At 48.1% G+C, this 26188-nt stretch carries 32 protein-coding genes and 1 riboswitch; of the genes, 29 read left to right on the forward strand and 3 right to left on the reverse strand.

Annotation, left to right across the window (positions count from 1 at the left end; translation table 11 throughout):
• Positions 1-72: 72 nt before the first annotated feature.
• From I8U21_RS09995 to I8U21_RS10005, 3 genes are read right to left on the reverse strand one after another with little or no spacing between them, the layout of a single operon-like run.
• Positions 73-918, reverse strand: coding sequence for an EcsC family protein (locus tag I8U21_RS09995; RefSeq protein ID WP_198053823.1), 846 nt, complete (start codon positions 916-918; stop codon positions 73-75).
• A 31-nt stretch (positions 919-949) separates the two neighbouring features.
• Positions 950-1819, reverse strand: coding sequence for a fructosamine kinase family protein (locus I8U21_RS10000; protein ID WP_181731658.1), 870 nt, complete (start codon positions 1817-1819; stop codon positions 950-952).
• Positions 1820-1864: 45 nt separating this feature from the next.
• On the reverse strand, positions 1865-2020 hold the full coding sequence (locus I8U21_RS10005; RefSeq protein ID WP_181731657.1) for a Z-ring formation inhibitor MciZ: 156 nt from the start codon (positions 2018-2020) through the stop codon (positions 1865-1867).
• Positions 2021-2340: 320 nt separating this feature from the next.
• Here I8U21_RS10005 and I8U21_RS10010 point away from each other — a divergent pair, with 320 nt between their 5' ends.
• The 29 genes from I8U21_RS10010 to ytfJ all read left to right on the forward strand — a co-directional run bounded on the left by I8U21_RS10010 (position 2341) and on the right by ytfJ (position 26043).
• Positions 2341-2595: a DUF2642 domain-containing protein gene (locus I8U21_RS10010; RefSeq protein WP_232333871.1), complete on the forward strand. Its 255-nt coding sequence runs from the start codon at positions 2341-2343 to the stop codon at positions 2593-2595.
• A 57-nt stretch (positions 2596-2652) separates the two neighbouring features.
• Positions 2653-3543: a manganese catalase family protein gene (locus I8U21_RS10015; protein WP_181731656.1), complete on the forward strand. Its 891-nt coding sequence runs from the start codon at positions 2653-2655 to the stop codon at positions 3541-3543.
• A gap of 103 nt (positions 3544-3646) precedes the next feature.
• The gene (locus I8U21_RS10020; protein ID WP_181731655.1) at positions 3647-4198 is read left to right on the forward strand and encodes an NUDIX hydrolase; all 552 of its coding nucleotides are present in this window, start codon (positions 3647-3649) and stop codon (positions 4196-4198) included.
• The gene (locus I8U21_RS10025) at positions 4191-5366 is read left to right on the forward strand and encodes an endonuclease Q family protein (RefSeq protein WP_181731654.1); all 1176 of its coding nucleotides are present in this window, start codon (positions 4191-4193) and stop codon (positions 5364-5366) included. Before I8U21_RS10020 ends, I8U21_RS10025 begins: the two co-directional genes overlap by 8 nt.
• Before the next feature lie 108 nt (positions 5367-5474).
• Entirely contained in the window at positions 5475-5927 is a 453-nt protein-coding gene (locus I8U21_RS10030) for a hypothetical protein (protein WP_181731653.1), read from the forward strand.
• A gap of 90 nt (positions 5928-6017) precedes the next feature.
• Positions 6018-6680, forward strand: coding sequence for a stage II sporulation protein M (gene spoIIM, locus I8U21_RS10035; protein ID WP_181731652.1), 663 nt, complete (start codon positions 6018-6020; stop codon positions 6678-6680).
• 97 nt (positions 6681-6777) lie between these two features.
• On the forward strand, positions 6778-7257 hold the full coding sequence (gene fur, locus I8U21_RS10040) for a ferric iron uptake transcriptional regulator (RefSeq protein WP_037997491.1): 480 nt from the start codon (positions 6778-6780) through the stop codon (positions 7255-7257).
• A gap of 93 nt (positions 7258-7350) precedes the next feature.
• Positions 7351-8472 (forward strand): alanine dehydrogenase, encoded by a 1122-nt coding sequence (gene ald / locus I8U21_RS10045; RefSeq protein WP_181731651.1) that lies wholly within the window; start codon positions 7351-7353, stop codon positions 8470-8472.
• Between the two features lie 85 nt (positions 8473-8557).
• A complete protein-coding gene (locus tag I8U21_RS10050) occupies positions 8558-8803 on the forward strand; it encodes a DUF4227 family protein (protein WP_181731650.1) in 246 nt (81 codons plus the stop codon).
• Positions 8804-8869: 66 nt separating this feature from the next.
• Positions 8870-10051 (forward strand): phosphopentomutase, encoded by a 1182-nt coding sequence (gene deoB / locus I8U21_RS10055; RefSeq protein WP_181731649.1) that lies wholly within the window; start codon positions 8870-8872, stop codon positions 10049-10051.
• Positions 10052-10068: 17 nt separating this feature from the next.
• Positions 10069-10893: a purine-nucleoside phosphorylase gene (locus I8U21_RS10060; protein WP_309544789.1), complete on the forward strand. Its 825-nt coding sequence runs from the start codon at positions 10069-10071 to the stop codon at positions 10891-10893.
• A 153-nt stretch (positions 10894-11046) separates the two neighbouring features.
• Complete coding sequence (locus I8U21_RS10065) at positions 11047-13314, forward strand: immune inhibitor A domain-containing protein (RefSeq protein WP_198053824.1); 2268 nt, start codon at positions 11047-11049, stop codon at positions 13312-13314.
• Positions 13315-13430: 116 nt separating this feature from the next.
• Positions 13431-14621 carry a D-alanyl-D-alanine carboxypeptidase family protein gene (locus tag I8U21_RS10070; RefSeq protein WP_181731646.1) on the forward strand — a complete coding sequence of 397 codons (1191 nt, stop codon included), beginning with the start codon at positions 13431-13433 and terminating at the stop codon, positions 14619-14621.
• A 122-nt stretch (positions 14622-14743) separates the two neighbouring features.
• Positions 14744-15097 (forward strand): anti-sigma F factor antagonist, encoded by a 354-nt coding sequence (gene spoIIAA / locus I8U21_RS10075; protein ID WP_037997504.1) that lies wholly within the window; start codon positions 14744-14746, stop codon positions 15095-15097.
• Positions 15094-15549 carry an anti-sigma F factor gene (spoIIAB, locus tag I8U21_RS10080; RefSeq protein ID WP_198053825.1) on the forward strand — a complete coding sequence of 152 codons (456 nt, stop codon included), beginning with the start codon at positions 15094-15096 and terminating at the stop codon, positions 15547-15549. Before spoIIAA ends, spoIIAB begins: the two co-directional genes overlap by 4 nt.
• A 9-nt stretch (positions 15550-15558) precedes the next feature.
• Positions 15559-16329, forward strand: a complete 771-nt coding sequence (gene sigF, locus I8U21_RS10085; RefSeq protein WP_181731644.1) for an RNA polymerase sporulation sigma factor SigF — start codon at positions 15559-15561, stop codon at positions 16327-16329.
• 100 nt (positions 16330-16429) lie between these two features.
• Positions 16430-17056, forward strand: coding sequence for a stage V sporulation protein AA (locus tag I8U21_RS15220; protein WP_181731643.1), 627 nt, complete (start codon positions 16430-16432; stop codon positions 17054-17056).
• Positions 17040-17456: a stage V sporulation protein AB gene (locus I8U21_RS10095; RefSeq protein ID WP_181731642.1), complete on the forward strand. Its 417-nt coding sequence runs from the start codon at positions 17040-17042 to the stop codon at positions 17454-17456. The genes I8U21_RS15220 and I8U21_RS10095 overlap by 17 nt, the downstream gene beginning before the upstream one ends.
• A 27-nt stretch (positions 17457-17483) precedes the next feature.
• Positions 17484-17837, forward strand: a complete 354-nt coding sequence (gene spoVAE / locus I8U21_RS10100; RefSeq protein ID WP_037997515.1) for a stage V sporulation protein AE — start codon at positions 17484-17486, stop codon at positions 17835-17837.
• A 171-nt stretch (positions 17838-18008) separates the two neighbouring features.
• The gene (locus I8U21_RS10105) at positions 18009-18977 is read left to right on the forward strand and encodes a COX15/CtaA family protein (protein WP_181731641.1); all 969 of its coding nucleotides are present in this window, start codon (positions 18009-18011) and stop codon (positions 18975-18977) included.
• Positions 18978-19093: 116 nt separating this feature from the next.
• Positions 19094-19227: riboswitch (FMN riboswitch) on the forward strand.
• A 169-nt stretch (positions 19228-19396) separates the two neighbouring features.
• Positions 19397-20512, forward strand: coding sequence for a bifunctional diaminohydroxyphosphoribosylaminopyrimidine deaminase/5-amino-6-(5-phosphoribosylamino)uracil reductase RibD (ribD, locus tag I8U21_RS10110; RefSeq protein ID WP_181731640.1), 1116 nt, complete (start codon positions 19397-19399; stop codon positions 20510-20512).
• 15 nt (positions 20513-20527) lie between these two features.
• Positions 20528-21175 (forward strand): riboflavin synthase, encoded by a 648-nt coding sequence (gene ribE, locus I8U21_RS10115; protein WP_198053826.1) that lies wholly within the window; start codon positions 20528-20530, stop codon positions 21173-21175.
• 11 nt (positions 21176-21186) lie between these two features.
• Entirely contained in the window at positions 21187-22383 is a 1197-nt protein-coding gene (locus I8U21_RS10120; RefSeq protein WP_181731638.1) for a bifunctional 3,4-dihydroxy-2-butanone-4-phosphate synthase/GTP cyclohydrolase II, read from the forward strand.
• Between the two features lie 18 nt (positions 22384-22401).
• Positions 22402-22872, forward strand: coding sequence for a 6,7-dimethyl-8-ribityllumazine synthase (gene ribH / locus I8U21_RS10125; protein WP_198053827.1), 471 nt, complete (start codon positions 22402-22404; stop codon positions 22870-22872).
• 18 nt (positions 22873-22890) lie between these two features.
• The gene (locus I8U21_RS10130; protein ID WP_198053828.1) at positions 22891-23646 is read left to right on the forward strand and encodes a segregation and condensation protein A; all 756 of its coding nucleotides are present in this window, start codon (positions 22891-22893) and stop codon (positions 23644-23646) included.
• A complete protein-coding gene (scpB, locus tag I8U21_RS10135; RefSeq protein WP_232337606.1) occupies positions 23647-24258 on the forward strand; it encodes an SMC-Scp complex subunit ScpB in 612 nt (203 codons plus the stop codon).
• A 115-nt stretch (positions 24259-24373) separates the two neighbouring features.
• The gene (locus I8U21_RS10140) at positions 24374-24829 is read left to right on the forward strand and encodes a PTS sugar transporter subunit IIA (RefSeq protein WP_198053829.1); all 456 of its coding nucleotides are present in this window, start codon (positions 24374-24376) and stop codon (positions 24827-24829) included.
• Positions 24830-24945: 116 nt separating this feature from the next.
• On the forward strand, positions 24946-25596 hold the full coding sequence (locus tag I8U21_RS10145; protein WP_198053830.1) for a DUF2953 domain-containing protein: 651 nt from the start codon (positions 24946-24948) through the stop codon (positions 25594-25596).
• Positions 25597-26043: a GerW family sporulation protein gene (gene ytfJ / locus I8U21_RS10150; protein ID WP_198053831.1), complete on the forward strand. Its 447-nt coding sequence runs from the start codon at positions 25597-25599 to the stop codon at positions 26041-26043. It abuts the gene before it with no gap.
• The last annotated feature ends 145 nt before the right edge of the window (positions 26044-26188 follow it).

A 26188-nucleotide genomic window follows, 5' to 3' on the forward strand; every position in this document is an offset into this window, starting at 1 on the left:
GACACATACATCAGTTTGCGGTTTTTCTTCGGAAACTATGCATGCAATCCCCGGTGCCCCGGTCGCGAAAAATCAGGATGACGTGTCGGTGCGGAAGTTTGAATCCAGTTTTTTTAATTTATCCATGATCCGTCGTTTGCGGTATAACATCATGCCGGCTTCCGCCACTTCTTCGACCGTGGACCGGTTGATGAAGGCTCCGAAAAGAATGCCGATGACCGGCACGATTTGAAAAAGTTTTTTCCAACCGAAATTGTCACGGTACGTTGCAATCACTTCCCGCCATCTCTGAAATTCGGAAATGGCTTCCCGTTGGCTTTTTTCGGAACCGGTTTCTGCAAGCTGTTTGAGAATGGATTGTTTGCCGACATAGTCGGCGGAAGCAAACTGCAAACATTTGACTATAAAGATTCGTTCTGATTTTTCTTTGGGTTGATACCCGTAAATTATGGCCATTTCTTGCAGGGCGTGGAGTGAAATGCCGAGCAAAGCGGGAATGTCAATGGCCAGAGTGAAGATTCCGCCAAATCCGGTGGTGGCCCCTTGCATGGTGGCGAGTTGCTTATGTTTTTGCACGGCGGTTTCGGCAACCTCGTTTAACAGGGATAACGGGAGTTGACCGATTTCTTCCGGTGAAAGGGATGAACCGGGCTTTCCCGCTTTCGCGGCGATGTCTGACACGGTTTGGTGTTCCTGAATCAAATACTCACCGCCGGTTTGGATATAACTCCCCAATTCATCAAAAAATTTCCCCAGCACGTGATGGACGGCTTGAGGCGTGATTTTATCCAGCAGCGTAAAAGGGAGCCGTCCGATTTTTTCCCAAAACCACAAATCTTTTTGATCTTTTTCCCATTGGCGGACTTTTTCCAATTCACTAAACAAGAATTCCTTGCTGTCCTGTGAAAAATGTTTCATTTGACTGATCCCCTCTTTTCATCACGGGAAGTCACCCGACGTACCGGTTTAAAATGCGGTCCACCGAACGGCCGTAAGATTCACCGAACACATTCAAGTGAACCAATAAATAATACAATTGATAGAGCGGTTTCCGCTCCGGATAGGATGGAGAAAGCGGGTAAACTTCTTGATAGTAATCATAAAAAGATGCAGGAAATCCCCCGAATAATTCCGTAAACGCGATTTCCAGTTCATGATGGGCAAAGAAGACGGCCGGATCAATCAAAAAGGGAGAGCCGTCCGGGCCGGTGATCCAATTGCCACCCCATAAATCGCCATGGATCAGTGAAGGTTGCACTTGCCCCGGAATCCAACGTTCCAGTTGATTCATCAGCGCTTCCAGTTTTTTTCTTCGTGTTCCGGTGATTGTGTGCCGTTTTATTCCCAATTCATATTGAACTTTTAAGCGTTGATCGCGATAAAAGGAGAGCCAGTCGGTCATCCAGGCATTTTGTTGCGGGAGAGTTCCGATCAAATTGTCTTCATGAAATCCGAAGGCTTGTCCGCGCACCTGATGAAGACGGGCCAGTCCTCTTCCCAGCTGTGGAATGGTCTCCGGGGTTTCGGTTCCTTCAATCCATTCCAACAGGAGCAGGGCAGTTTGGGTTTCTTTTTCATGGAAGGCTCCGTAAACGTCAGGAACGGATAAGGTGTTTGTCTCTTTAATCGCGTTTAATCCGTTGATTTCCTTTTGGAAAAAGGTTTCCGGAACCGGGCGGTTGATTTTGACGAAATAAGACCGCTTTGCCGTGTCGATCCGGAAGGTTTGATTGATGCTCCCGCCGGAAACCGGGTGAATTACGGGGGGATCCTTTTCATCCAAAAGTTGGCGGAGCGCTTTTTGAAGGATGGTTTTCATGTCCGGATCCTCCTGTGCAAAAAGTATCCGGATTTATTTTAACAATTATTTCATTTTGACTAAATAGGGATGTTGGGGATGGCATTTTTCAAGATATTGCTTGACCGTTAATGGATGGACGGCCATTTTCTTTAAACAGGAACGGATTTGCCCGGCGGTTCCCGTCAAAAGAATGCCGTGCGAACCGGCTTTGAATTCCATCTTGCACGCCTCCGGTAACAAAGTGTTTAATTCTTTTTTACGTCAGTGCAAGTGAACTTATACATCCGCCGGTGCTTCAAAGACCGGCGCGGAAGGAGAAAAAAAGCCGGGGATCAGCCATGGAGGGTGCAAACATTTAGGCGGAAAACATATGCAATTTGATTGGACAATTTATATTGGGAATCCGGATGCATATATACTTTTACGGAGGTTCTTTCTCCGCATAATCTGGTTTGCTGAACGGGTTTGAAAGGGACAGTTGCTTCTTCGGTTTGCTGTTATCAAGAGGAAGTTTCCTCAGATCATAAGGAGGGATTTCAATGCACCCTTGGTCACCCTGCGGGAGCATGTATGATGCCACCTTCCATTCCAGCTTGTATCCGTTCATGAGACGGAAGGTTTCCGTGCAAACAATCCGCGGCAGTGTAACAGGAAGGCTCACACATGTTCAAAGTGATCATGTCGTGGTTCAATCCGGCGGGGCTCCTTTTTTTATTCGCATGCAACAAATCCTTTGGGTCGTGCCGGTTACCAAAAGCAAAAGACAACCGATGTCTCCTCCGCTGCCTTATTGATGACAGGTCCTGAAATTAAATCCGGTTTCTGATGCATGTACCAAGGGAGGGGAAAAGATGTTTAAGCGGTTGAACCGGATGTTGATCGAATTGCCCGTACCCGAACACGGGGATGCCAATGCGGCGGCAGCTGTTCAGGAATTGCTCGGCGGACGTTTCGGGGAAATGTCCACCCTGAACAACTATATGTTCCAATCTTTCAATTTTCGTTCCAAAAAGAAACTGAAACCCTTTTACGATCTGGTTGCCAGCATTACGGCCGAGGAATTCGGCCATGTGGAACTTGTCAGTGCGGCCATCAATTTATTATCCACCGGCCTTACCCGTCCGGGGGATCCGGACACCACCCCGTTAAGAAACGGGCTGGATGCCCGAAATTCCTATTACTTTATCGCAACGGCTCAGACTTCGTTTCCTGCCGATTCGATGGGCAATCCATGGAACGGAACTTATGTGTTTAACAGCGGCAATTTGATTGAAGATTTTCTGCACAACTTTTTCTTGGAGATCGGTGCCCGCACCCACAAAATGAGGGTTTATGAAATGACCGATGCACCGGTGGCCCGGGAGATGATCGGTTATCTTTTGGTGCGGGGAGGTGTGCATATCGTTGCCTATGCCAAGGCGCTCGAAATCCTGACCGGTGTCGATGTGACCCGTATGCTGCCCATTCCGAGTCTTGACAACTCCAAATTTGATCATGCCAGAAAATACATTGAACAAGGACTGGACAACATTCTTTACACTTGGAGTGACCATGACTACCGTGACATCGACAAGATCTGGAGAGGGGAAAATCCGGAAACGGGTGCACCGCTCCGTGTGGTGAAGGGAACGCCGAAAGGAGCCCCTGTGCCGGATTTGGAGAAAAAACCGGAAGAGTTTGCCCCGGGCCTTGACAAAGATCATTATGAATGGGTGTTAAATAAATTGAAATTTTATATGTAAACGGCTGACAGCCACAGACCGGCCCGGTTGGGCTGTTTTCTTTTTTTTGATCCGGTTTCCTGCGTTATAATGGAGTGGACATCCCAAACAGGAGTGACTGGTCATGAAACAAAATTTGGAAGAAAAGACGATTGCCACCCAAAAAATATTCACCGGAAAAGTGATTGATTTACAAGTGGATGATGTCCTGCTTCCCAACGGAAACGTCTCCAAACGGGAAATTGTGACACACCCCGGCGCCGTGGCGGTCATGGCGCTCACTGAAGAAGACAAGCTCGTGCTTGTACGGCAATTCCGCAAAGCGTTGGAAAAAACGATTTTGGAAATACCGGCGGGAAAGCTGGAAAAAGGCGAAGATCCGATGGACAGTGCCCGGCGGGAGTTGGAGGAAGAAACCGGTTACCAGGCCGGCCGTCTGGAAGAAGTGGTCTCGTTTTACACCTCCCCCGGTTTTGCGGATGAGAAAATCCATTTGTACTGGGCAACCGGGCTGCAAAAAGGAACCCGCAATCCGGATGAAGACGAATTTGTGGAGCTGGTCGAGCTGACCATGGAAGAATGTTTCAAGCGGATTGAAAACGGAGAAATCTGCGACGCCAAAACGATTTTTGCCGTTTATTATTGGAAAAACCGGGTGGAAGCCGGCAATGAGTGAACTGAAGACCCTTTATGCCGATTTTCATATTCATATCGGGAGAACCAGCCGCAATCATCCGGTAAAGATTACCGCGGCCCGAAACATGACCTTTGAAAACATCGTCAAAGAGGCACACCATCGCAAGGGGCTCGGCATGATCGGCGTGATTGACAGCCAGTCCCCGCCAGTGCAGGAGGATATTCTCGACGGGCTTCGATCCGGATGTTTCCGGGAGCATCCGGACGGGGGCATCGTTTACAAAGAGACGACCTGTTTGCTCGGAGCCGAAATTGAGATCCGGGAACCGGGCGCGGGCCCGGCCCATGTGCTGGTGTTTGTCAAGACATTGGAGAAGATGCAGCAATTGACGGCTTGGCTGAAAAAGTCGATGAAAAACGTCCGGTTGAGCACCCAAAGGCTTTATCAGCCGGTTTCAGAGTTGCAGGAAAAAGTGGAAGAGCTGGACGGGCTGTTCATTCCCGCTCACATTTTTACGCCGTTTAAAAGCATTTACGGCAGTGCCGCCGATTCCATGGGAGAGCTTTTTGATTTGAAGAAAGTGGCTGCAGTCGAATTGGGGCTGAGCTCCGACTCAGAATTGGCGGACCGGATTTCGGAGTTGAATGCATTTCCGTTTTTAACGAATTCGGATGCGCACTCCCTGCCCAAAATCGGACGGGAGTACAACCAGCTTTTGGTGAAAGAAGCCAGTTTTGAAGAATTCCGCAAGGCGTTGAACGGGACGGACGGCCGCAAAATCCTTAAAAACTACGGGTTGAACCCGCGGCTGGGAAAATATTACCGGACCCGGTGTTTGGAGTGCGGTGAGCTTTGGACTCATGAGGAAACGCCGGTTTGCCTGCATTGCGGAAGCAAAAAAAGAGTCAAAGGCGTTTTGGACCGGATTTTGGAAATCAGTGACCAATCCTGCCGCCATCCGTCATTCCGTCCTCCGTACCAATATCAAGTTCCCTTGGAATTTATTCCGAAACTGGGGAAAAGGACACTGGAAAAACTGCTGGATGCATTTGGCACCGAAATGAACATTCTTCATGAAGTTCCCGTCGAAGCGATTGAACGCGTGGCGGGGAGTCACATCGCCCGTCACATTCTCATGGCCCGGGAACAAAAACTGGCTTTCGAAGAAGGAGGGGGAGGCATATACGGACGGGTGAAACCAAGCTGACCACATAAATGGTGGCCGGCTTTTTTTATTAGAAGGAGATCGTAGTATAATGGATTTAACATCTGCACCGGTTTTGTCTGAGCGATGAAAGGTGAAGAAGGGATTGGAATGGAATTTGGAGTGATGGGAATGGCTTATTTGGATTGGTCTCAGAAGTTGTTGAAAATGAGCGGGTCGTGGGTTCTTGTATGTGTGATTCTTTTAATCTTGTTCAAAGGATTGATTTTCCTTCTCCGAAACAAAAAATTATCGGTTTTCATTGCTTGCTTTAAAGGGATTTGGGCTGTCTTTTTTATCCTTTACTATGGTTTGATCTGTATATTTATTTATCAATTTCTGATTTATCCGTCATTTGGGGACCCGGTCCGGGAGATTGGCATGACTTTGATCATATTTGGTCTGGCGGTTTTGTTCTGGATCGGCCCCGTACGGGGAATGTTGGGATTAAAAGCCACCCGGACCCATCCCGAGGCAGCCGGTGGTTCCAAAGACGGCTGGGTGATTGAAAGCTGGTGGGGGGAAGAGGGGTTGCCGGAGCGGAACCGGGATTCGGGCAAATGAATCGGAAGCAGGCAAATCTACAGAATCTTTTCGTATATTTCGGCCTTGTCCGTCATAGTTTCATAGTGATGGACAAAGGAGGCGGAAAACATGAAAAGAAGACCGGGTCCCCTCGAGCATACGCTCAGGTCCCATTTTCAAAGTCAAAAGTCGTTATATATTTTCGTCACGACCCTGTTTATGATGGGAGTGATTTTTGGCGCCGTTTTGGTCAACTCCCTGGATCCGTCTCAGAAAGAAGGGTTGCTGCATTATCTGGGATATTTCTTTCAGGGGTTAAAAGACGGGACCATTGCCGAGCCGGAGGTTGCTTTCCAACATTCCTTGGGAGACCATTTGAAAACGATCGGTTTGATGTGGATTTTGGGATTGTCGGTCATCGGGATTCCTGTTTTGTTGGTTCTCTTGTTTTTAAAAGGCCTGGTTATCGGGTTTACGGTGGGGTTTCTTTTTTCAAAATTGTCCTGGCAGGGGCTGTGGTTTGCGTTTGTTTCCATTGTGCCGCAAAATTTGCTGATCATTCCCTCGATGATTATCATCACCATGGCCGGCATCCGGTTTTCCATCACCCTGATCAAAAATCGTTTGATTCATCACCGCGGAGCCATTTATCCGCATTTTGTCTCTTTTTCGCTGTTGGTGACGGGCATGGCGGTGGTCATGTTGGTTTCTTCCGCCTTTGAAGCTTATGTTTCCCCGGTGATGATGAAAGAGGTTGTGCCAACCGACATCACTCTGAATCAGAATTTTTAATTTAAAATTATTATTAGCTGATAATATTTCTCGATTGGATTGACTCCTCTGCTCTGGTCAAATATAATGGTGTAAGACAGACAGGGGGGTGTCGTTATTGGAAGATCGGGTGAATCAAATTAAACAACAATTATCCGCCCATAACTATAAATTGACCCCCCAACGGGAAGCGACGGTCCGTGTGCTTTTGGAAAATGAGGAAGATCATTTGAGCGCGGAGGATGTCTACCTGTTGGTGAAGGAAAAAGCTCCGGAAATCGGGTTGGCGACCGTGTATCGGACGCTGGAGCTTTTAAGTGAATTGCAGATTATCCATAAGTTGAATTTCGGAGATGGTGTAACACGATATGAATTTCGAGCTGAAGGGGCGGAACATCACCACCATCACCTCATCTGTCTCCATTGTGGTACAGTCGATGAAATTACGGAGGATTTGTTAGGCCCGATTGAGGAACAGGTGGAGAAAGATTTTGATTTTCAGATTGTGGATCATCGGTTGACATTCCATGGAATTTGCCATCGTTGTAAAGGAAAAGTATCCAACTTGAAAAAACTGGTGGGATCCAAAGTGACGTGAGATCTGTGAAGATCTCACGTTTTTTTATGTTTAAAATCCGGGATATATTCCATCCTATAAATGGAAGATCAAACCGAAGGAGGGTGTTGAATCTTGAAAGTCGGAATTCCCAAGGAGATCAAAAACAATGAGAATCGTGTCGCCATCACGCCCGCAGGTGTCGACCATTTGGTGCAAGCCGGGCATGAAGTCATGGTGGAGTCAGGCGCCGGCGAGGGCAGCGGATTCAAGGATGAAGAATTTTTGGAGCATGGTGCCCACATTCTTCCTTCCGCAGCCGATGTGTGGGGCAAAGCGGATATGATTTTAAAAGTAAAAGAGCCGTTGAAAGAGGAGTTCCAATATTTTCGCGAGGATTTAATTTTATTTACTTATTTGCATCTTGCGCCGGAGCCGGAATTGACGAAGGCGCTGATGGATCAAAAAGTTTCCGCCGTTGCCTATGAAACGGTGCAATTGGATAACGGGTCCCTGCCGCTTTTAACCCCGATGAGTGAAGTGGCCGGCCGGATGTCTGTGCAAATCGGAGCGCGCTTTTTGGAAAAACCGCAAAGCGGTGCAGGCGTGTTATTGGGCGGAGTGCCCGGTGTGGCCCCTGGCAATGTGGTGATTATCGGAGGAGGAACGGTCGGAACCCAAGCAGCCAAGATGGCCTTGGGTATGGGCGCCAATGTGACGATCCTGGACATTAATGCGGAACGGCTCAGACAGCTGGATGATTTGTTTGCAGGACAACGGATTCAAACGCTGATGTCCAACCGGTTCAATATTGCCGAAGCCGTCAAACAGGCCGATTTATTGATCGGGGCGGTTCTGATTCCGGGAAGACGGGCACCCAAGCTGGTTACGGAAGAGATGGTGCAAACGATGAAAGAAGGTTCCGTGATTGTCGACGTGGCGGTGGACCAGGGTGGATCCATCGAAACGGTCGACCGGATTACCACACACAGTAATCCCGTTTATGAGAAACACGGGGTGGTACACTATGCCGTTCCCAATATTCCCGGTGCGGTTCCCCGGACTTCCACCATGGCCTTGACCAATGTCACCATGCCGTATGCCAAGGAAATTGCCGATAAAGGGTTGGAGCAGGCCATTAAAGAGAATAAGGCGCTTGCCAAAGGAGTCAACGTGATCCGCGGGCACGTGACCTACAAAGCCGTGGCGGAAAGCCTGAACCTGCCTTATACGCCGCTTGATGAGTTGATGGGATAAAGGGAGGTTCTGCTCCCGTATGATGTCATAAAAGATCGTCTTTCACATAATGTTTATAAAAATGTTTGAAAAGGGACGATCTTTTATGGTAATTTCTTTGCGTAAGGTAAAACAATGGGTGAAATTTTTGTTATTATTTACCTTATTTACGCTTTTGTTGTATCAGCTTTTCATGATCCTGGCTCCTTATTTCCAACCGGATTTTTTGTATGAAGAGCCATCCGGCGGAGCGGTGAAAGTGATTGCACAAAATATAGATACCCATGAATCCCCATCCATGCTGGAAGAAATGAAAGAACGGTTGCTTTTGTTTTACTGGATGGGGGAATGAAAAAGAACGGTGGGCGTTCTTTTTTTTTCTCATTGATTATAATGGGAATCGGAAGGAGATGAAGAGATGAATCGATTTAAACGTGTCGCCTTGATTGTACTGGACAGTGTCGGAATCGGGGCTTTGCCGGATGCCGGTGAATTTAATGATGAAGGTGCGCATACGCTGGGGCATATTGCTGAATACGGAGACGGGCTCAAGATGCCGAATCTGCAAAGCCTCGGGTTGGGAAATATCGAAACTTTGAAAGGGATTGAACCAGTTGCCGAACCGGGGGCCTGGTACGGGAAAATGAAAGAAATCTCCAGAGGAAAAGATACAACCACCGGACACTGGGAGTTTATGGGGATTTATACGGACAAGCCCTTTAAAACCTATCCGGATGGATTTCCCGCGGAATTGATTCAAGCGTTTGAGGAAAGAACCGGACGCAAAGTGATCGGGAACAAACCGGCTTCCGGAACGGAAATCATCAAAGAATTGGGCGAAGAGCACATGAAAACCGGGGCCTTGATTGTCTATACTTCTGCCGACAGCGTGTTTCAGATTGCCGCCCATGAAGAAGTGGTGCCGCTGGAGGAATTGTACCGGATTTGTGAAATCGCCCGTGAATTGACCCTGGATGAAAAATATTCCGTCATTCGCGTGATTGCCCGGCCGTTTGTGGGGCAACCCGGAAACTTCACCCGGACGGCCAACCGCAGGGACTATTCGGTCAAACCGCCGGAAAAAACCGTGTTGAACCATTTGAAAGAAGCGGGAAAAGATGTGATTGCCATAGGGAAGATTTCCGACATTTATGCCGGTGAAGGAATTACATATTCCCTCAAAACCAAATCCAATATGGATGGCGTGGATCAATTCCTCAACATCATGAAAGAGGATTTTCACGGACTGGCGTTTGTGAATTTGGTGGACTTTGATGCCAAATATGGCCATCGCCGGGATCCGGAAGGTTACCAACAAGCGTTGGAAGAGTTTGATGCGCGGGTGCCGGAGATTTTGGCTTCGCTCCAAGACGATGATTTATTGATCATCACCGCTGACCACGGTAACGATCCAACCCATCATGGAACCGATCACACCCGGGAATACACGCCGCTTTGGGTGTATGGAAAACGTTTGGCCCAGCCCGGACAATCGTTGGGCGTGCGGGAATGTTTCGCAGATGTGGGAGCCACCATTGCAGAAAACTTCGATGTGGCCATGCCGAAAATCGGAAAAAGCTTTTTGAAAGAATTGAAATAAAAGGAGTCGGTGAAACCGTGAGTGTGACGAAAGAACAAATTAAAGAAGCCGCAGAATCAATTCGCGGACAAATAAAGGAAAAGCCGCAGGTCGGATTGATTTTGGGGTCCGGACTGGGTGTGTTGGCCGAGGAAATTCAAGAACCGGTCACCAGTCGTTATCAAGATATCCCGCATTTCCCGGTTTCCACGGTGGAAGGGCATGCGGGAGAGTTGATTTCCGGGAAATTGGAGAATAAAAATGTGATGGTCATGGCCGGACGATTCCATTTGTATGAAGGACATGACCCGTCTTCGGTGGTGTTCCCCATCCGTGTAATGAAAGAGCTGGGAGTGGAAACGCTTTTGGTCACCAACGCGGCCGGAGGAGTCAACCAGTCTTATGAACCGGGGGACTTGATGGTGATCCGCGACCACATTAATCTGATGTTCCGGAATCCTTTGGTCGGTCCGAATGATCCGGAACTCGGCGACCGCTTTCCGGATATGTCGGTGGCCTATGATGAACAATTGCGCAAGTTGGCCCATCAGGTCGCGAAAGAACAAGGATTCTCCCTGCAGGAAGGCGTTTATGCCGGCGTGTTGGGCCCGTCTTATGAAACTCCGGCCGAAATTCGCATGATTCGGACACTGGGCGGAGATGCGGTCGGCATGTCGACGGTGCCGGAAGTGATTGCAGCCCGGCATGCGGGAATCCGGGTTTTGGGTATTTCTTGCATTTCAAACATGGCGGCGGGCATTTTGCCACAACCGCTTTCGCATGAAGAAGTGATCGAAACCGGCAACCGGGTCAAAGGGAAATTTATCAAACTGGTGAAAGGGATTTTGCGACAGTTGGATTAATCGGAAGGGAAGGAGATGGAACCATGGTTTTTCATGGTTTCATCTTTTTTATGGTGTTTTTTGGGATAAACAGAGTAGATCCATGTTGAAAAAAAATTAACATAATTTATAATAATAGATGTGTTTTTATGTTTATATCAAAGGGGGAAACCGATGAAGAAAACGAAAAAGGTGTTTGCCCTTCTTTCTTCTTCACTTTTGCTCGGATCCATCGTCATGTCGCCGGTGGCGGGATGGACGAAAAAAGTGGAAGCAAAAGAAGCGGAAACACGGGTTGACTGGTCATTGGTGAATGAAAATGCACTGATTCGGCATTTGAAAGAGAAGGGGAAACTGGATCAGGATGCAAGCCCTGAGGAAATCAATCAAGCCGTGAAAGAATACGTGATGGATGGAAGAGTTCCTTTCAGCCAAACCGAAGGGATCGACACTTCTTCCAAATTTGGTGAAAAAGCATACAAAGGGAAGAAAAAGATTCAGCAAAAAGTATTCGACAAAATCAGCAAAATCGATGAAAATACCGTGCAAGCACTGAAAGAGAGCAAACAATCTTTTAATGACCGCGCGGTGGTGGCCTTGATTGAATTTCCTGATTTTACGCACAATTCCATCAAAAAGAAAGAGAACCAGTTTTGGGTAAAAGATTTTAATCCGGAACATTATGAACAGCTGTTGTTCAACCGCGATGGATTTACCATGGATGACGGGGAGAAAATTCCATCCCTGCGCCAGTATTATCTTGAACAATCCGTCGGGTACTGGAATGTGGTTGGCGAAGTGACCTCTTGGGTTCAAGCAAAGCATGAAGCGAAATATTATGGAGGACACCAGGATCAAGGGGATTATGAATTAAAAGATGCCCGGCCCCGTGAGTTGGTGATGGAAACCTTGGCTTCCGTCGGCCAACAAATTGCCGGGAAAGAGGACTTGTATGACCAACGGGATCCGTACGATCTCGACAATGACGGCAATGTCATGGAACCGGACGGTTTGTTGGACAACCTGTTCATTGTCCATTCCGGTGAAGGCGAAGAAGCAGGGGGCGGCGATTTGGGTGAGGACGCGATTTGGTCCCACCGGTCGGTGATCGGTTCGGAGCCGGTTCCGATTCCTGGAACCCGTTTAAAGGCTTTTGACTATATCATTCAGCCGGAAGACGGTGCGGCCGGTGTTTTTGCCCATGAATACGGCCATAATCTCGGATTGCCGGATGAATATGACACCGGCTATACCGGTGCCGGTTCCCCGATCGAAGCCTGGTCCTTAATGTCCTACGGCAGTTGGACGGGGAAAATCCCGGGCACCGAACCGACCGGATTCAGCCCGTGGGCGAAACTGTATTTCCAGGAAACCTACGGCGGAACCTGGCCGACCGCCACGGTCATTGATTACGACCGCCTGCACAAAAAAAGAGCGGCGGTGTTAAAAGAAGCGGTGGCGCAATCCAGCAAAGGAAAAGTCCTGAAAATCAACCTGCCGGAACAACTGGTGAATCCGCCGACCCAGCCCAAAGGAAAGAAATCGTATTTCTCTGACAAGGGGAATATGCTGAACACCAAGCTGACATCGGCGGAGATTGATTTGACGCAGGCTTCGGAAGCAAAATTGCAATTTGAATCGTGGCGTCAGATTGAGGCCGGTTATGATTTCTTGTATGTCAATGTTTATGCCGACGGACAAAAGGAAACCATCCGGCAATACGATGATGACACCAACGGCAAGTGGGTTGAAGAAGAGTTGGACTTGACCCCGTATACCGGCAAAAAAATCAAAATCGAATTTAATTACGTCACGGATATCGGATTGATGATGGAAGGATTCTATGTGGACAATATTGCTGTCACCGCAGACGGAAAAACGGTCTTTTCCGATGATGCGGAAGGGGATCCGAAATTCGCGTTGGATGGGTTCAAAGTATTTGACGGATCCAAAATTCCCTTTGAACAATATTATCTGGTGGAATGGCGTACCCATCATGGAATGGACCTTGCCCTGAAACATCTTCGCCGCGGACAAACCATGTTGAGTTATGACCCCGGCATGGTGGTCTGGTTTTATGATGCCCGCTGGGGAGAAGATAACATGACGGGCCTCCATCCGGGAGAAGGGTTCCTCGGCGTGGTTGACGCCCATCAACGCGGGCATTACTGGAATGACGGAACCGTGGCGGACACCCGGTATCAAATCAATGATGCGGCTTTCGGATTCAAAAAGACTTCCCCCATTGATATCGAATTCAACGGAGCCTACATGAAATATGATTCGTTGCCGGGAATTCCGAAGTTTTATGACGGACACGACTACACCAGCCCGTTTAATCCGGACGGAGGCAAGATCCTGCCCCATTACGGAATCGAAATCGCTTTGAAAAAAGTGAAAAAAGGGGAAAAAGAAGTGATTGTGGAAGTGTCCAAAAAATAAAAAACAATGATCGATAAAGACTTTACTGCTGTTAGCGGTAAAGTCTTTTCTTTTTTGGCATAATTATCCGGTTCATGGTTCAAACTATAGATACTGCTACTGGGGAGGGAATTGGAATGCTGAAAAAGCTCAGCTGTTTAATTCTGCCGCTCGGCTTGATGGCCGTTTCATTGATTCCGTCACAACCGGTTTCGGCCGAAGGGTCGGAAACCGATCTGGCGCCGGAAGCCGTTTCTGCCATTTTGCTGGATGCCGGGACGGGGAAAGTGTTGTACGAAAAAAACAGCCATCAACCGTTGCCGCCTGCAAGCATCACCAAAGTGATGACCATGTTACTGGTCATGGAGGCGATCGATCAGGGGAAAATTTCCTGGTCGGATCCGGTGCGTGTCAGTGAACATGCCGCTTCCATGGGCGGGAGCCAGATTTTCCTCGAACCGGGAGAACAAATGACCGTCCATGACTTGTTTAAGGCGATGGCCATTTCATCAGCCAATGATGCGGCAGTGGCACTGGCGGAATATTTGGGAGGCACGGAAGAGCGTTTTGTGAAAATGATGAATGACAAAGCCAGGGAATTGGGACTGAAAAATACACATTTTGAAAATTGCAACGGCTTGCCGGCATCACGTCATTACTCTTCAGCTTATGACATTGCCGTGATGTCCAGGGAACTTCTCTCTTATCCCAAAGTGACCAACTATACGGGACTGTACGAAGATTACCTGAGGAAAGATTCGAAAAAACCGTTCTGGCTGGTCAATACCAACAAATTGGTCCGGTTTTATCCGGGAATGGACGGGCTGAAAACCGGATTCACTTCCGAAGCGAAATATTGCTTGACGGCCACGGCCAAAAGGAACAATCTCCGGTTTATCGCCGTGGTGATGGGAGAACCGGATGTCAAGAAGCGGAACCAGGAAGTTTCTTCGATGCTGGATCATGCCTTTAACCATTACACAAGCCAACGGATTTACAACAAAGGGGATTTGATCGCGGAAAAACGGATCGATAAGGGAAATCCGGACAAAATCCGCATTGAAGCCAAACAGCCGATCGACATGTTGATAAAAAAAGGAGAATCCATCCGCGATTATCAAAAGAAATGGATTTGGGAGGATTTAAAGGCTCCCGTCAAAAAAGGAGACCGCCTTGGAAAATTGCAGATTGTAAAGGACGGAAAAGTCGTTGCCGAGTGGAATTTGATCAGCAACATGGAGATCCAAAAGGCAAATCTCTGGACCTCTGTGAAACGAAGTGTGAAAGAAATGCTTTTTTTGCCGGATAATGTGAATACACAGATGTAAAAGAAAAGGGGATTCTGGACAATCTTGTCAGGAATCCTCATTTTTTGGTTATTTTTTGCAGACAGAAGGAAAGGGCCGAAAAATCATAGAAGATATGGGAAAAAAAGAAAGGGGCGGGAGAGATGAGTTTATCCCTGCAAATGGATTCCGACCGTCAGGTTTTGATTGTCCGGCTGGCCGGAGAGCTTGACCATCATCATGCCGAAAAAGTGCGTGCTTCGATTGAAGCGGAATTGGAAAAAGGGGAGTTTCGCCACCTGGTGTTGAATCTGGCCCGTTTGGAATTTATGGACAGTTCGGGATTGGGTGTGATTTTGGGACGTTATAAAAAAGTTTCCCAGTTGGGGGGAAAAATGATTCTTTGTTCCATTCAGCCGCCGGTATACCGCTTGATGGAAATGTCGGGGTTATTTAAAATTTTGCCTACATACGAAAATGAAAAGCATGCAATTTCAGCTTGCGGGGTGGCGTCATGAGCGAAACAGGAAAAAATTTCATGGAACTGAAATTCAGCAGTCGTTCGGAAAATGAAGCGTTTGCCAGAGTGACGGTGGCTTCGTTTATCTCTCAATTGGATCCGACGGTGGAGGAATTGACCGAGATCAAGACGGTGGTTTCCGAAGCGGTGACCAATGCGGTGATTCACGGATATGAAGAAAAAGAGGATGGGATCATCTATATCCGGACGGATATCGAGGGACAAAAGGTCAGCATCACCATCTCCGATCAGGGTATCGGCATTGAAGATATCAACGAAGCCAGACAACCGCTTTACACATCTAAACCGGAATTGGAACGGTCGGGCATGGGATTTACGATCATGGAAAATTTCATGGATGAAGTGATGATTCATTCCAAACCGGGAAAAGGCACAACCGTTCACATGGTGAAATACTTGAAAAGCCGTCAGCAGACGTTGGCTCATTGAGGGATGCCTATGGAACCGGATGTATACAACAACAGGCACAGCCATTTGTCGGATGAAGAAGTGAAAGAACTGATTCAGGCCAGTCAAAACGGGGACATGGAGTCCCGGAACCGTTTGATTCGTCATAATATTCGGTTGGTTTGGTCGGTGGTGCAACGATTTTTGAACCGCGGATACGAGGCGGAGGATTTGTTCCAGATCGGTTGTATCGGTTTGTTGAAAGCGGTGGATAAATTTGACTTAAACTATGACGTGAAATTTTCCACTTATGCCGTTCCGATGATTATTGGCGAAATACAGCGATTTTTACGCGATGATGGCATGGTGAAAGTGAGTCGGTCGTTAAAGGAGATGGCCAATCGCGTCCGCAAAACGAAAGACCATTTGTCCAAAAAATACGGGCGTTTGCCCACCATTCAGGAAATCGCCAATGAGATGGGAGTGGATCCCGAGGAGATTGTTTTTGCTCAGGAAGCCAACCGGGCTCCAGCTTCGATCCACGAAACGGTATATGAAAACGACGGCGACCCGATTACCTTGATGGACCAGATTGCCGACGAGCCGGTGACCACCTGGTTTGACAAGCTGGCCATCAAAGAAGCGATTCACCGTTTGAGCGATCGTGAAAAGTTAATCGTTTATCTTCGTTATTACAAAGACCAGACACAGTCCGAAGTGGCAAACCGGTTGGGCATTTCCCAAGTTCAGGTCTCGCGGTTGGAAAAAAAAATTATTGCCAAAATGCGACAGGAGCTGGATATCCAGAAAGAAAACCGGTAATTTCAGGCTTCAAGCACCTTGACGGTGCTTTTTTATATTTGACCGGTTCTGCACATACTAACGGATGACCTTAAGTGATGTTTAAAGGAGTTGCCCGCTGATGAAAGACATGTTAACCATCCGCCTCAAAAAGAAGGCCGTTACAAAACCCGGGCAACCATTGTATCTGAAAGATATTTCCCGGTTGGATTCTAAAGAGGAAATTGCATGCAAAGTCAAAGATTTGATCATTTATGACCCGCAGGTACAGCATGGGAATTTTTATGTGATCGATGTGGTGGATGTCATGAACATCATCCACAAACATTTTCCGGAACTGGATGTTCGCCATGCGGGGCCGCCGCAAACATTGGTTGAGATCTCCGGCCATTCCCGCCCGCCTTCGGTTATTCTTGTCCTGTTGGTGATGATTCTTTTATTTATCGGTTCCGGATTGGCCATCATGAATTTCCACATGGACGTCAGCATGCCACAAGTTCATGAACGTATTTATTATCTGGTGACCGGGGAACACAAATCATCCCCCTTGATCATGCAAATTCCTTATTCGTTGGGAATCGGGATCGGCATTTTTGTATTTTTTAACCGCCTGATCAAAAAACGGTTGAAGGAAGAACCAAGTCCGTTGGAACTGGAGATGTTCATGTATCAGGAAAACATTGAACAATACATGATCGATCATGAAAAGCGGAAAGAGGATTCCGGTCGTCATGAATCTGTTCCATGACTTGCTTCTCATCCTCATCGGTCTGGCGGGAGGGACGGTGGTCGGTGGCGGTTTTGTCGCCTTTATCACAGTGCTTGACATTGTTCCGAGACTGGCGCAAGTGACCAGGACCCCGCAAATGATCGCCCTCTATGAGTACAGCATCGGACTTGGCGTTTTGTTTTTTACCTGGTTGGACTTTCGTTCGCTGTCGCTTTCGATGCCCGGCGGTTTCACCCTGATCGTCGGCCTTTTCATGGGGGTGTTTGTCGGCCTTTTGGCGGCGGCGCTGACAGAGGTGGTCAACGTCATCCCGATTATGGCAAGGCGTTTGAACCTGGAAGGTTATATGGTTTATTTTCTGTTGGCAATGGCACTCGGCAAAGTGGCCGGTTCCATTGTGGAATGGATGTTTTTTTGATATTGATCAAGAAAGGATGTATGCAATATGGGTTCTTATTGGGCTGCTTTTCTGGTGGGTGGATTAATTTGCGTGATTGGACAGTTGTTGATTGATTTAACCAATTTGACGCCGGCGCACGTCCTCAGTTTATTGGTGGTGGCCGGTGCGGTGTTGGACGGATTCGGATTGTACGATCCGTTGATCCAGTTTGCCGGAGCCGGCGCAACGGTTCCGATTACAAGCTTTGGCAATTCATTGGTGCACGGGGCATTGTCGGAAGCGCATCGCAACGGATTTATCGGGGTGTTGTCAGGGATTTTTCAAATCACGAGTTCCGGTATTTCTGCGGCCATCATCTTTGGCTTTTTGACGGCGGCGATTTTTAAACCCAAAGGATGATAAAAACACATAAAAGTATATTCTAATCATAAATGAGTGGGGGTTTCCACTCTTTTTTTTACGGAGTTGTGATAAGTTTTTGCCGTTTTTGTCCCTGTGCGGCTTTTCACCAAAATTTGTGGTATGATCAGTTGTGAACATTTTTCCTCATCGGAGGGAGGGAATCAACAGATGAAGCAACTGCGCGCATTGCAGATATTCGGAATCATCACTTCGATTGGTGCTTACTTCATGTTGGCAATCGGAGCCATTGTAAGCGCTACGGAATCAGGGAAAGGTTGCGGCAACACCTGGCCGTTTTGTCATGGAAAACTGATCCCTGAAAGTTTGCCGATGGAGACCGTGATTGAATACAGCCACCGGATCGTCTCGGGAGTGGACGGGTTGTTGATCCTGATTTTGACGGTCTGGTCCTGGATGGCGTTTAAAGAGAATAAACGAGTAAAGGTTTTGGGTTTTTTAAGCTTGTTTTTTGTCGTGTTTCAAGGAGTTCTCGGAGCATTGACGGTTGTTTTTGAAGGCACGTTTGCCAAAAACTTCTCGCTGGCTTTGCATTTCGGCTTTTCCCTTATTTCTTTTGCCAGTGTCATTTTGCTGACGGTTTATCTGTTTCAATTGTCCAATCCCGAAAAGAAGAACGGGCTCATGGATATGCGAAACACCCCGCTTGCCAAATGGCTTTGGGGCTTGGCTGCCTACACTTATATCGTGGTGTATACGGGAGCTTTGGTGCGCCATTCCGAGGCGACGATGGGATGCGGCTATTCCTTCCCGTTGTGCGGCCCGACCGTTTTCCCCGGCTTTTCTTCCCTGGCGGAGATTCATTTGCTTCACCGTTATTTTGCCTTTTTGCTCTTTTTCCTTGTCCTTGGCACATTGATTTTCATTTTGAAGAAGCATCGGGACCGGAAAGATTTGGTGCGCGGGGGTTGGCTTGCGTTTCTTTTGATCACGCTCCAGGCATTAAGCGGTGCGATTATTGTCTGGACAGGCGGAAAATTAATGGCCGAGTTGTTGCATACCACCATTATTTCAGGGTTCTTTGCCGTCCTTTCGTATATGTGCATGCAAATCGGCTTGCCCTGGAGCAAAAAAACGCATTTGCCCGATGTGTCGACGGAAGTCGGGCAGACAAGCTAAAGAATGAAGGTGGAATTTACCTTCATTCTTTTTTGTTTAAAAAGAAGAGATATCGACAATCTGATGAAGATAAGCTATACTCATTGGTAAGGTGTGAAAATTGGATATGGATTTTTCACATCCTTCGGGGCAGGGTGAAATTCCCGACCGGCGGTGATGGCTCGTTTGCCTCAGTCCGTGACCCGCTTTGGCGGTGGATTCGGTGCAATTCCGAAACCGACAGTGAAAGTCTGGATGGGAGAAGGATGAACAGATGTGTACCTTTAACCTGTGAATTTTTTCACATTTGTTAAAGGCTTATTTCCGTATGCAAAATTATTACATTCAGGATACACAGCTGTTTCTTCCGTGACTGCCTCGAATTATTAAAGATTCGAGGTTTTTTATTTGCTTCGACAATAAAGAATAAGGAGAGAAGGATGCTGACGACACACGAAACCTGGATGCGTTTGGCATTGCAACTGGCTGAAGCGGCGGAGGGCCAAACTTCCCCAAATCCGATGGTCGGGGCCGTCGTGGTCAAGGACGGGCAGATTGTCGGATCCGGAGCCCATTTAAAGGCCGGCACACCGCACGCTGAAGTCCATGCATTAAACATGGCCGGGGATGATGCCAGAGGCAGCACGCTTTATGTGACATTGGAGCCGTGCAATCATTACGGGCGCACGCCGCCTTGCACCGGGCGCATCATCGAAGCCGGGGTCCGGCGTGTGGTCGTGGGGTGTGTGGACCCGGATGAAAAAGTGTCCGGCGAGGGGATCAAGCGGCTGCGCGAGTCCGGAATCGAAGTGGTGGAAGGGATCTTGCGTGAAGAATGTTTGCGGTTGAATGAAGCATACTTTCACCACCGGAAAACCAAAAAACCTTTTGTCACGCTCAAGATGGCAACCACCTTGGACGGTAAGATCGCGGCATACAACGGGGATAGCCGGTGGGTCACAGGTCGTGAGTCGAGGGCGCATGTGCATCAAATCCGCAAAAAAAGCGATGCGATCCTTGTGGGCGTGGGAACGGTTTTGGCAGATGACCCGCAATTGACCGCACGGATCGACGGAGAGCCGGTCCGGCAACCGGTGCGGATCGTGTTGGACAGCCGGCTTCGCACCCCGCTGGATGCGCAAATCGTGAACACGGAAGATGCTCCGACCTGGATTTTTACAACGCCCCGCTGTGACCGGAGCAAAGTGGACCGGTTGATTGAAAAAGGGGTCAAAGTGATCGTGACCCAAAGCGAAGACCGGGTTGATATCGATGAAGTGTTGGTTTACTTGGGGCAGCAGGGGATTTTATCGTTGATCGTGGAAGGAGGCAGCCAGGTCAATGCATCCTTTTTGCGGGGCGGCCACGTGCAAAAGGTGATGGCTTATCTGGCCCCCAAATTATTGGGCGGCAAAGACAGCAAAAGTGCCATTGCGGGAGACAATCCCGAACGGATGCAGGAGGCTGTTTCTTTGAAACACACGGAGATCCGGCGCTTTGGGGAAGATTTCCTGCTCACGGGATATATTTCTGATGAAAAGCCGGCACAAGGTTAAAAGGGGGGCGTCAATGTGTTTACAGGAATCATTGAAGAAGTGGGACGGATCAAGCAATTGCGGAAAAATCCGCTGACCATGGAATTGACCATTCAGTGCCGGAAGGTTTTGGAGGGCACCCAACTGGGCGACAGCATCGCCGTCAACGGGGTTTGTTTGACGGTTACCCGGCTGGGCAGTGACTATTTTATGGCCGATGCCATGCCGGAAACCATGAAACGGACCAATCTCGGCAAGTTGAATGTGTCGGATCCGGTCAATTTGGAGCGGGCGGTTGCCGCCGGGCAGCGAATGGGCGGCCATTTTGTTCAGGGGCATGTGGACGGAGTCGGTACCATCCTGTCGAAGACCCCTTATGAAAATGCCGTCGTGTACCGGATTGAAACCAGCCAGCAATTGACCCGATACATGATTGAAAAGGGATCCGTGGCCGTCAATGGCATCAGTTTGACGCTTGTGGAAGTCCGTGACCATGACTTTACGGTTTCCTTGATCCCGCATACTTACAAGCACACCCAATTGCGTGACGCAAAGCAGGGAGACATGGTGAATATCGAAGTGGATATGATCGGAAAATACCTGCACAAGTGGTTTGAGAATAAAACCGGTTCCGGTTCGCCGATCACCCGGGAGATGCTGAAGGAACACGGATTTATCGGATAAGGGGGGATACCATGTCTTTTGATACGATTGAAGAAGCTCTGTCTGCTTTGAAAAAAGGAGAAATCATCATTGTCGTGGATGACGAAGACCGCGAAAATGAAGGGGATTTGGTGGTGCTCGCCGAGAAAGCGACGCCGGAGGCCATTAATTTTATGATCACCCACGGACGGGGTCTGGTGTGTGTGCCGATGACGGAAGAACGTGCACGGGAATTGGATTTGCCGCTTATGGTCCATCACAATACAGACCGGCACGGAACGGCCTTTACCGTGTCGGTGGACGCCATGGAAACCTCGACCGGGATCTCGGCTTTTGAAAGGTCACTTACCGTGATGCAATTGATCGATCCCAATCGGGGAGCCCAAGACTTCCGTCGCCCGGGACACATTTTCCCGCTGATTGCCCGTGAAGGCGGTGTGTTGCGCCGTGCAGGCCACACCGAGGCAGCCGTTGATTTGGCGCGGTTGTGCGGGGCATATCCGGCCGGAGTGATTTGTGAAGTGATCAAAGAAGACGGAACCATGGCCCGTGTGCCCGATTTGAAGGAAATGAGCCGGAAATTTGGATTGAAAATGATTACCATTCAAGATCTCATCCGTTACCGGCGGCAAAAAGAAACATTGATCGAGCGCGTCGTGTCGGTCCGGATGCCGACTGAATACGGCGAGTTTCAAATGATCGGTTACACCAATGAAATTGACGAAAAAGAACACGTCGCCTTTGTCAAAGGAGAGATTGATCCGGAACAACCCGTCTTGGTCCGCGTTCATTCCGAATGCTTGACGGGAGATGTTTTCGGATCCAAACGATGCGACTGCGGACCCCAGTTGCATGCCGCGCTGCGGAAAATCGAAGAAGCCGGACAAGGAGTGCTTCTCTATATGCGGCAAGAAGGGCGCGGAATCGGGTTGATCAATAAATTAAAAGCATACAAACTGCAGGAAGAAGGCTTGGATACGGTGGAAGCCAACCTGCGTCTCGGATTCCGCGATGATTTGCGTGAATACGGGATTGGCGCGCAAATCCTGCGCGATTTGGGCGTGGGGAAAATGCGCCTGATGACCAATAACCCGCGGAAAATCACCGGTTTAAAAGGTTACGGGTTGGAAGTGACAGAGGTGGTTCCTCTGGAAATCCCCGCCAACAAAAATAATCGTCGTTATATGGAAACGAAAAAGGAAAAATTGGGTCACATGTTGCATTTGTAAAAAGAGGAGGAAACAAGAATGCCGAATGTATATGAAGGAAGACTTGTGGCAACAGGAATGCGGTTTGCGATTGTCGCCGGACGGTTTAACGAATTTATCACCGGCAAATTGGTGAATGGAGCTGTAGACGGTTTGAAACGTCATGGAGCCGAAGACGATGCCATTGACATTGTTTGGGTGCCGGGAGCGTTTGAAATTCCGCTGATCGCCGATCAATTGGCTGCATCGAAAAAATACGATGCGGTGATTGCGTTGGGCTGTGTGATCCGCGGCGCCACCACCCATTATGATTATGTATGCAATGAAGTTTCGAAAGGAGTGGCGGCGGCAGGTGTGCGCCATCAACTTCCGGTGATTTTTGGAGTGATCACTACCGAAAACATTGAGCAAGCCATTGAAAGAGCCGGCACCAAAGCCGGAAACAAAGGATGGGAAAGTGCACTGGCGGCCATCGAAATGGCTGATTTGATGAAACAGTTAAATCGTTGATGGGGTAACTATTATCATATGGAAGAAGTAAAAATTAAGCTGGATATGTTTGAAGGGCCTCTTGATTTGTTGTTGCATTTAATCGAAACCTCGGAAGTGGATATTTATGAGGTTCCGATTGCGCAAATCACCGAACAATACATGCAAGTGTTAAACGAAGCCAAAGAGAGAAAGCTGGATGTGGCCAGTGAGTTTTTGGTCATGGCGGCAACGCTTTTGGCCATCAAGAGCAGAATGCTTCTGCCCAAGCAAGAGGTTTTGGAAGAAGATTTTATGATGGAAGAGGATGAATGGTTTGAAGATCCCCGGACGGAACTGGTCGAACGGTTGCTGGAATACAAGAAATATAAACGGTTGGGGGAAGTGTTGCGCCAGCGGGAAGAAGAAAGAAGCAAAATTTACTCCCGTCCGGCGATGGATCTGACGTCCTACACGCCGGAAGTCAATCCGGTTGAAGGGCTGACTCCGGACGATTTGTTGCAGGCATTTGTTGAAGCGCTGAAAAACCGGGAAACCCATGAGCCGGAAGCCAAGTTGACCCGGGAAGAGATTTCGGTCAGTGACCGGATGAATGAAATTGATGCGCTTTTGACAGAAAAAGGGCAATTGCTTTTTTCCAAACTGATTGATTGGAAAACCGCCACCAAAGAACGGGTGATCACGACCTTTTTGGCACTTCTGGAACTGATGAAATTAAAAAGGATCGTTTGTTATCAGGAGCATATGTTCGGGGATATCCGGGTGGAACGACTGCAGTCGGAGGTGCAGCCTTAGATGAGCCGGGATATGAAAGCAGTGATGGAAGGTCTTTTGTTTGCAGCCGGAGAAGAAGGAATGAGCATTAAAGAACTGGCCGATGTGACCGGCTTGGAAAAACACGAAGTGGAACAATGTTTGCATGACCTCAGGGTCGACTATAAGGAACAGCAAAGAGGTATTCAGATCGTCAAAGTGGCCCAGGTTTACCAAATGACCACATTGCCCGAACATGCGCCTTACTTTGAAAAGATGGCCCAAGCCCCGAACCGTTCGCGGCTGTCCCGGGCGGCATTGGAGACCCTTGCCATTATTGCATACCGGCAACCGATTACGCGGGTCGAGATTGAAGAGATCCGGGGGGTCAAAAGCGAACGGGTGTTGCAAGTCCTTTCACGCAAGGGGTTGATTCGGGAAGCCGGCAGGGCGGAAGGAGCGGGACGCCCGATTTTATACGGAACCAGCAAAGATTTTCTGGATTATTTCGGGCTGAACGATATCGAAGAACTCCCCCCGCCGGAATCCATCTTTGATTGGCAGGAATGGGAACAAGAGCGCCAGGATTTGTTTAAGCGTTTGGGTGTGGAACAAACGGAGGAACCGGAGACGGATGAAGGATCTCCCGTTTAAAGGAGGCCGGCCGGCCTCCTTTTTTAAAAAACGAAAAAGAAAAAGTACCGTTTTTGTAAACGCTTTTAAGATGAAAAAATGTGAATGGCTGGACCGGAGAGGAGGCAGGCTGAATTTGTTACATGAATTGATCACGAGGGAAACCATTGTTTTAAAAGAGGAAGTCCGCAATTGGAAAGAGGCGATTCAATATGCATCCGAACCCCTGTTAAAAAAAGGATGGATTGAGCCGGAATATGTGAAAGCCATGATCCATATAATTGAAACGCTGGGTCCCTATGTGGTGTTGACGCCCCATGTGGCCATTGCCCATGCGCGTCCGGATGCGGGAGTGAACCGGTTGTCCATGAGTCTTTTGCGGTTAAAGAAAAGTGTTTCTTTTGGAAGAGGGCAAGAAGTGCATCTGGTTATTATTCTGGCAGCCATCGACCAAAAGCGGCACTTGCATGCCTTGTCGGATTTATCTCAATTATTGTATGAAGAGAAAAACATCGAACGGCTGATACATACCGAAAAAATTGAAGAAATTGAAGAACTGATTCATCAGTATTCAAGAAAAAAGTGCAATTAGCATCTTAGTGGTCGGAATTTTTCCAAAAAGGCCGGACGGTTTTAAATTTCATTGGATAATATTGTATATTCCCCCGTCATCTTGCCCAAACTACCCAGTGATGGCAGGTGGTGGGGTTGATTTTTTTTCTGATCATTCTTGTGATGTTGCTGGTCTTCTTTATTGTAACCTGGTTTTCCAACATTCAAATTGAATTGCTGTTTAAACGGGAAGCGCAAAACGATATCGGGAAAATCAAAGTGAAGATGTTTGGCGGATTGCTCAGATTTCAATACAATTTGCCGCGTATTCAATGGAGTGGTTTGGATGAAGGGGTGGTCGCCAGGCAAAATGTGACCGGTAAGATCGGCAAGGCCATAACCAAACTGAAAAAAGAGTCGGTACACATTGATAAACGGAAAATCGAGAAACTTCATTTTTCATATCAACAAATTCTTTACCGGTTTCACGATTTTCAGCGGATCATGCGATGGTTCTTTGGCAAAATCACTTGTGAAAAATTTGTCTGGAACACCAAGATCGGGACGGGGGATGCAGCAGAAGCGGGGATTTTAACCGGATTGGCATGGAGCATCAAGTGGATGCTTCTCAGCTGGCTGGGAAATCAAATCCGGTGGAATGCCAAACCGGAGTTGAAGGTGGATCCGAGATTTAATGAAGCGATATTGGAAACTTATTTTCACAGTATAATCCGGTTCCGGATCGGGCATGCTATCCTTGCTGTGAAACGTTTATCTGATCATATGCGGAAAGGGAGGATCCAATAAATGTCTGAGCACCCTATTCAAAACTTGATGGAAACTGCCATGGAAAATATTCGCGAAATGATTGATGTCAACACCATTATCGGTGATCCGGTGGAGACACAAGATGGACAGGTTATCATTCCGGTTTCCAAAGTCGGGTTTGGGTTTGCAGCGGGAGGAAGTGAATTCAGGGGACATTCGGATGAAAAAGAGGAGGATGACCAAGAAGGGCGGGGAAATTCAAGAAATTTCGCTGAAAAAGGCCAGGAAAAACTTCCGTTTGGTGGAGGAAGCGGCGGAGGCGTTTCTGTCACCCCGGTTGCATTTCTTGTTGTCAGTGAAAAAGGAATCCGTGTGTTAAACATGGACAAACAAACCCATTTGTATGACCGCCTGATTGACACGGTCCCTGAATTTGTGGAGCAGTTGAAAAACATGGTTAAAAAAAGTGATAAAAGTGAAAATTGACACTCCACACGGCTGAAGCCGTGGGATTCTTGGGTCGTTAGCGTCCGCAGTCCGTTTCCGTTTTGGACAACGCCCAAGTTCAGGGGTGTGTCATCACCCCGTCCCATGTGGTTAGAGTGTACCCACATGGGCGGCGTACCTGTTA

The organism is Thermoactinomyces sp. CICC 23799 (genome assembly GCF_016055145.1).
Taxonomy (GTDB): Bacteria; Bacillota; Bacilli; order Thermoactinomycetales; family Thermoactinomycetaceae; genus Thermoactinomyces; species Thermoactinomyces intermedius.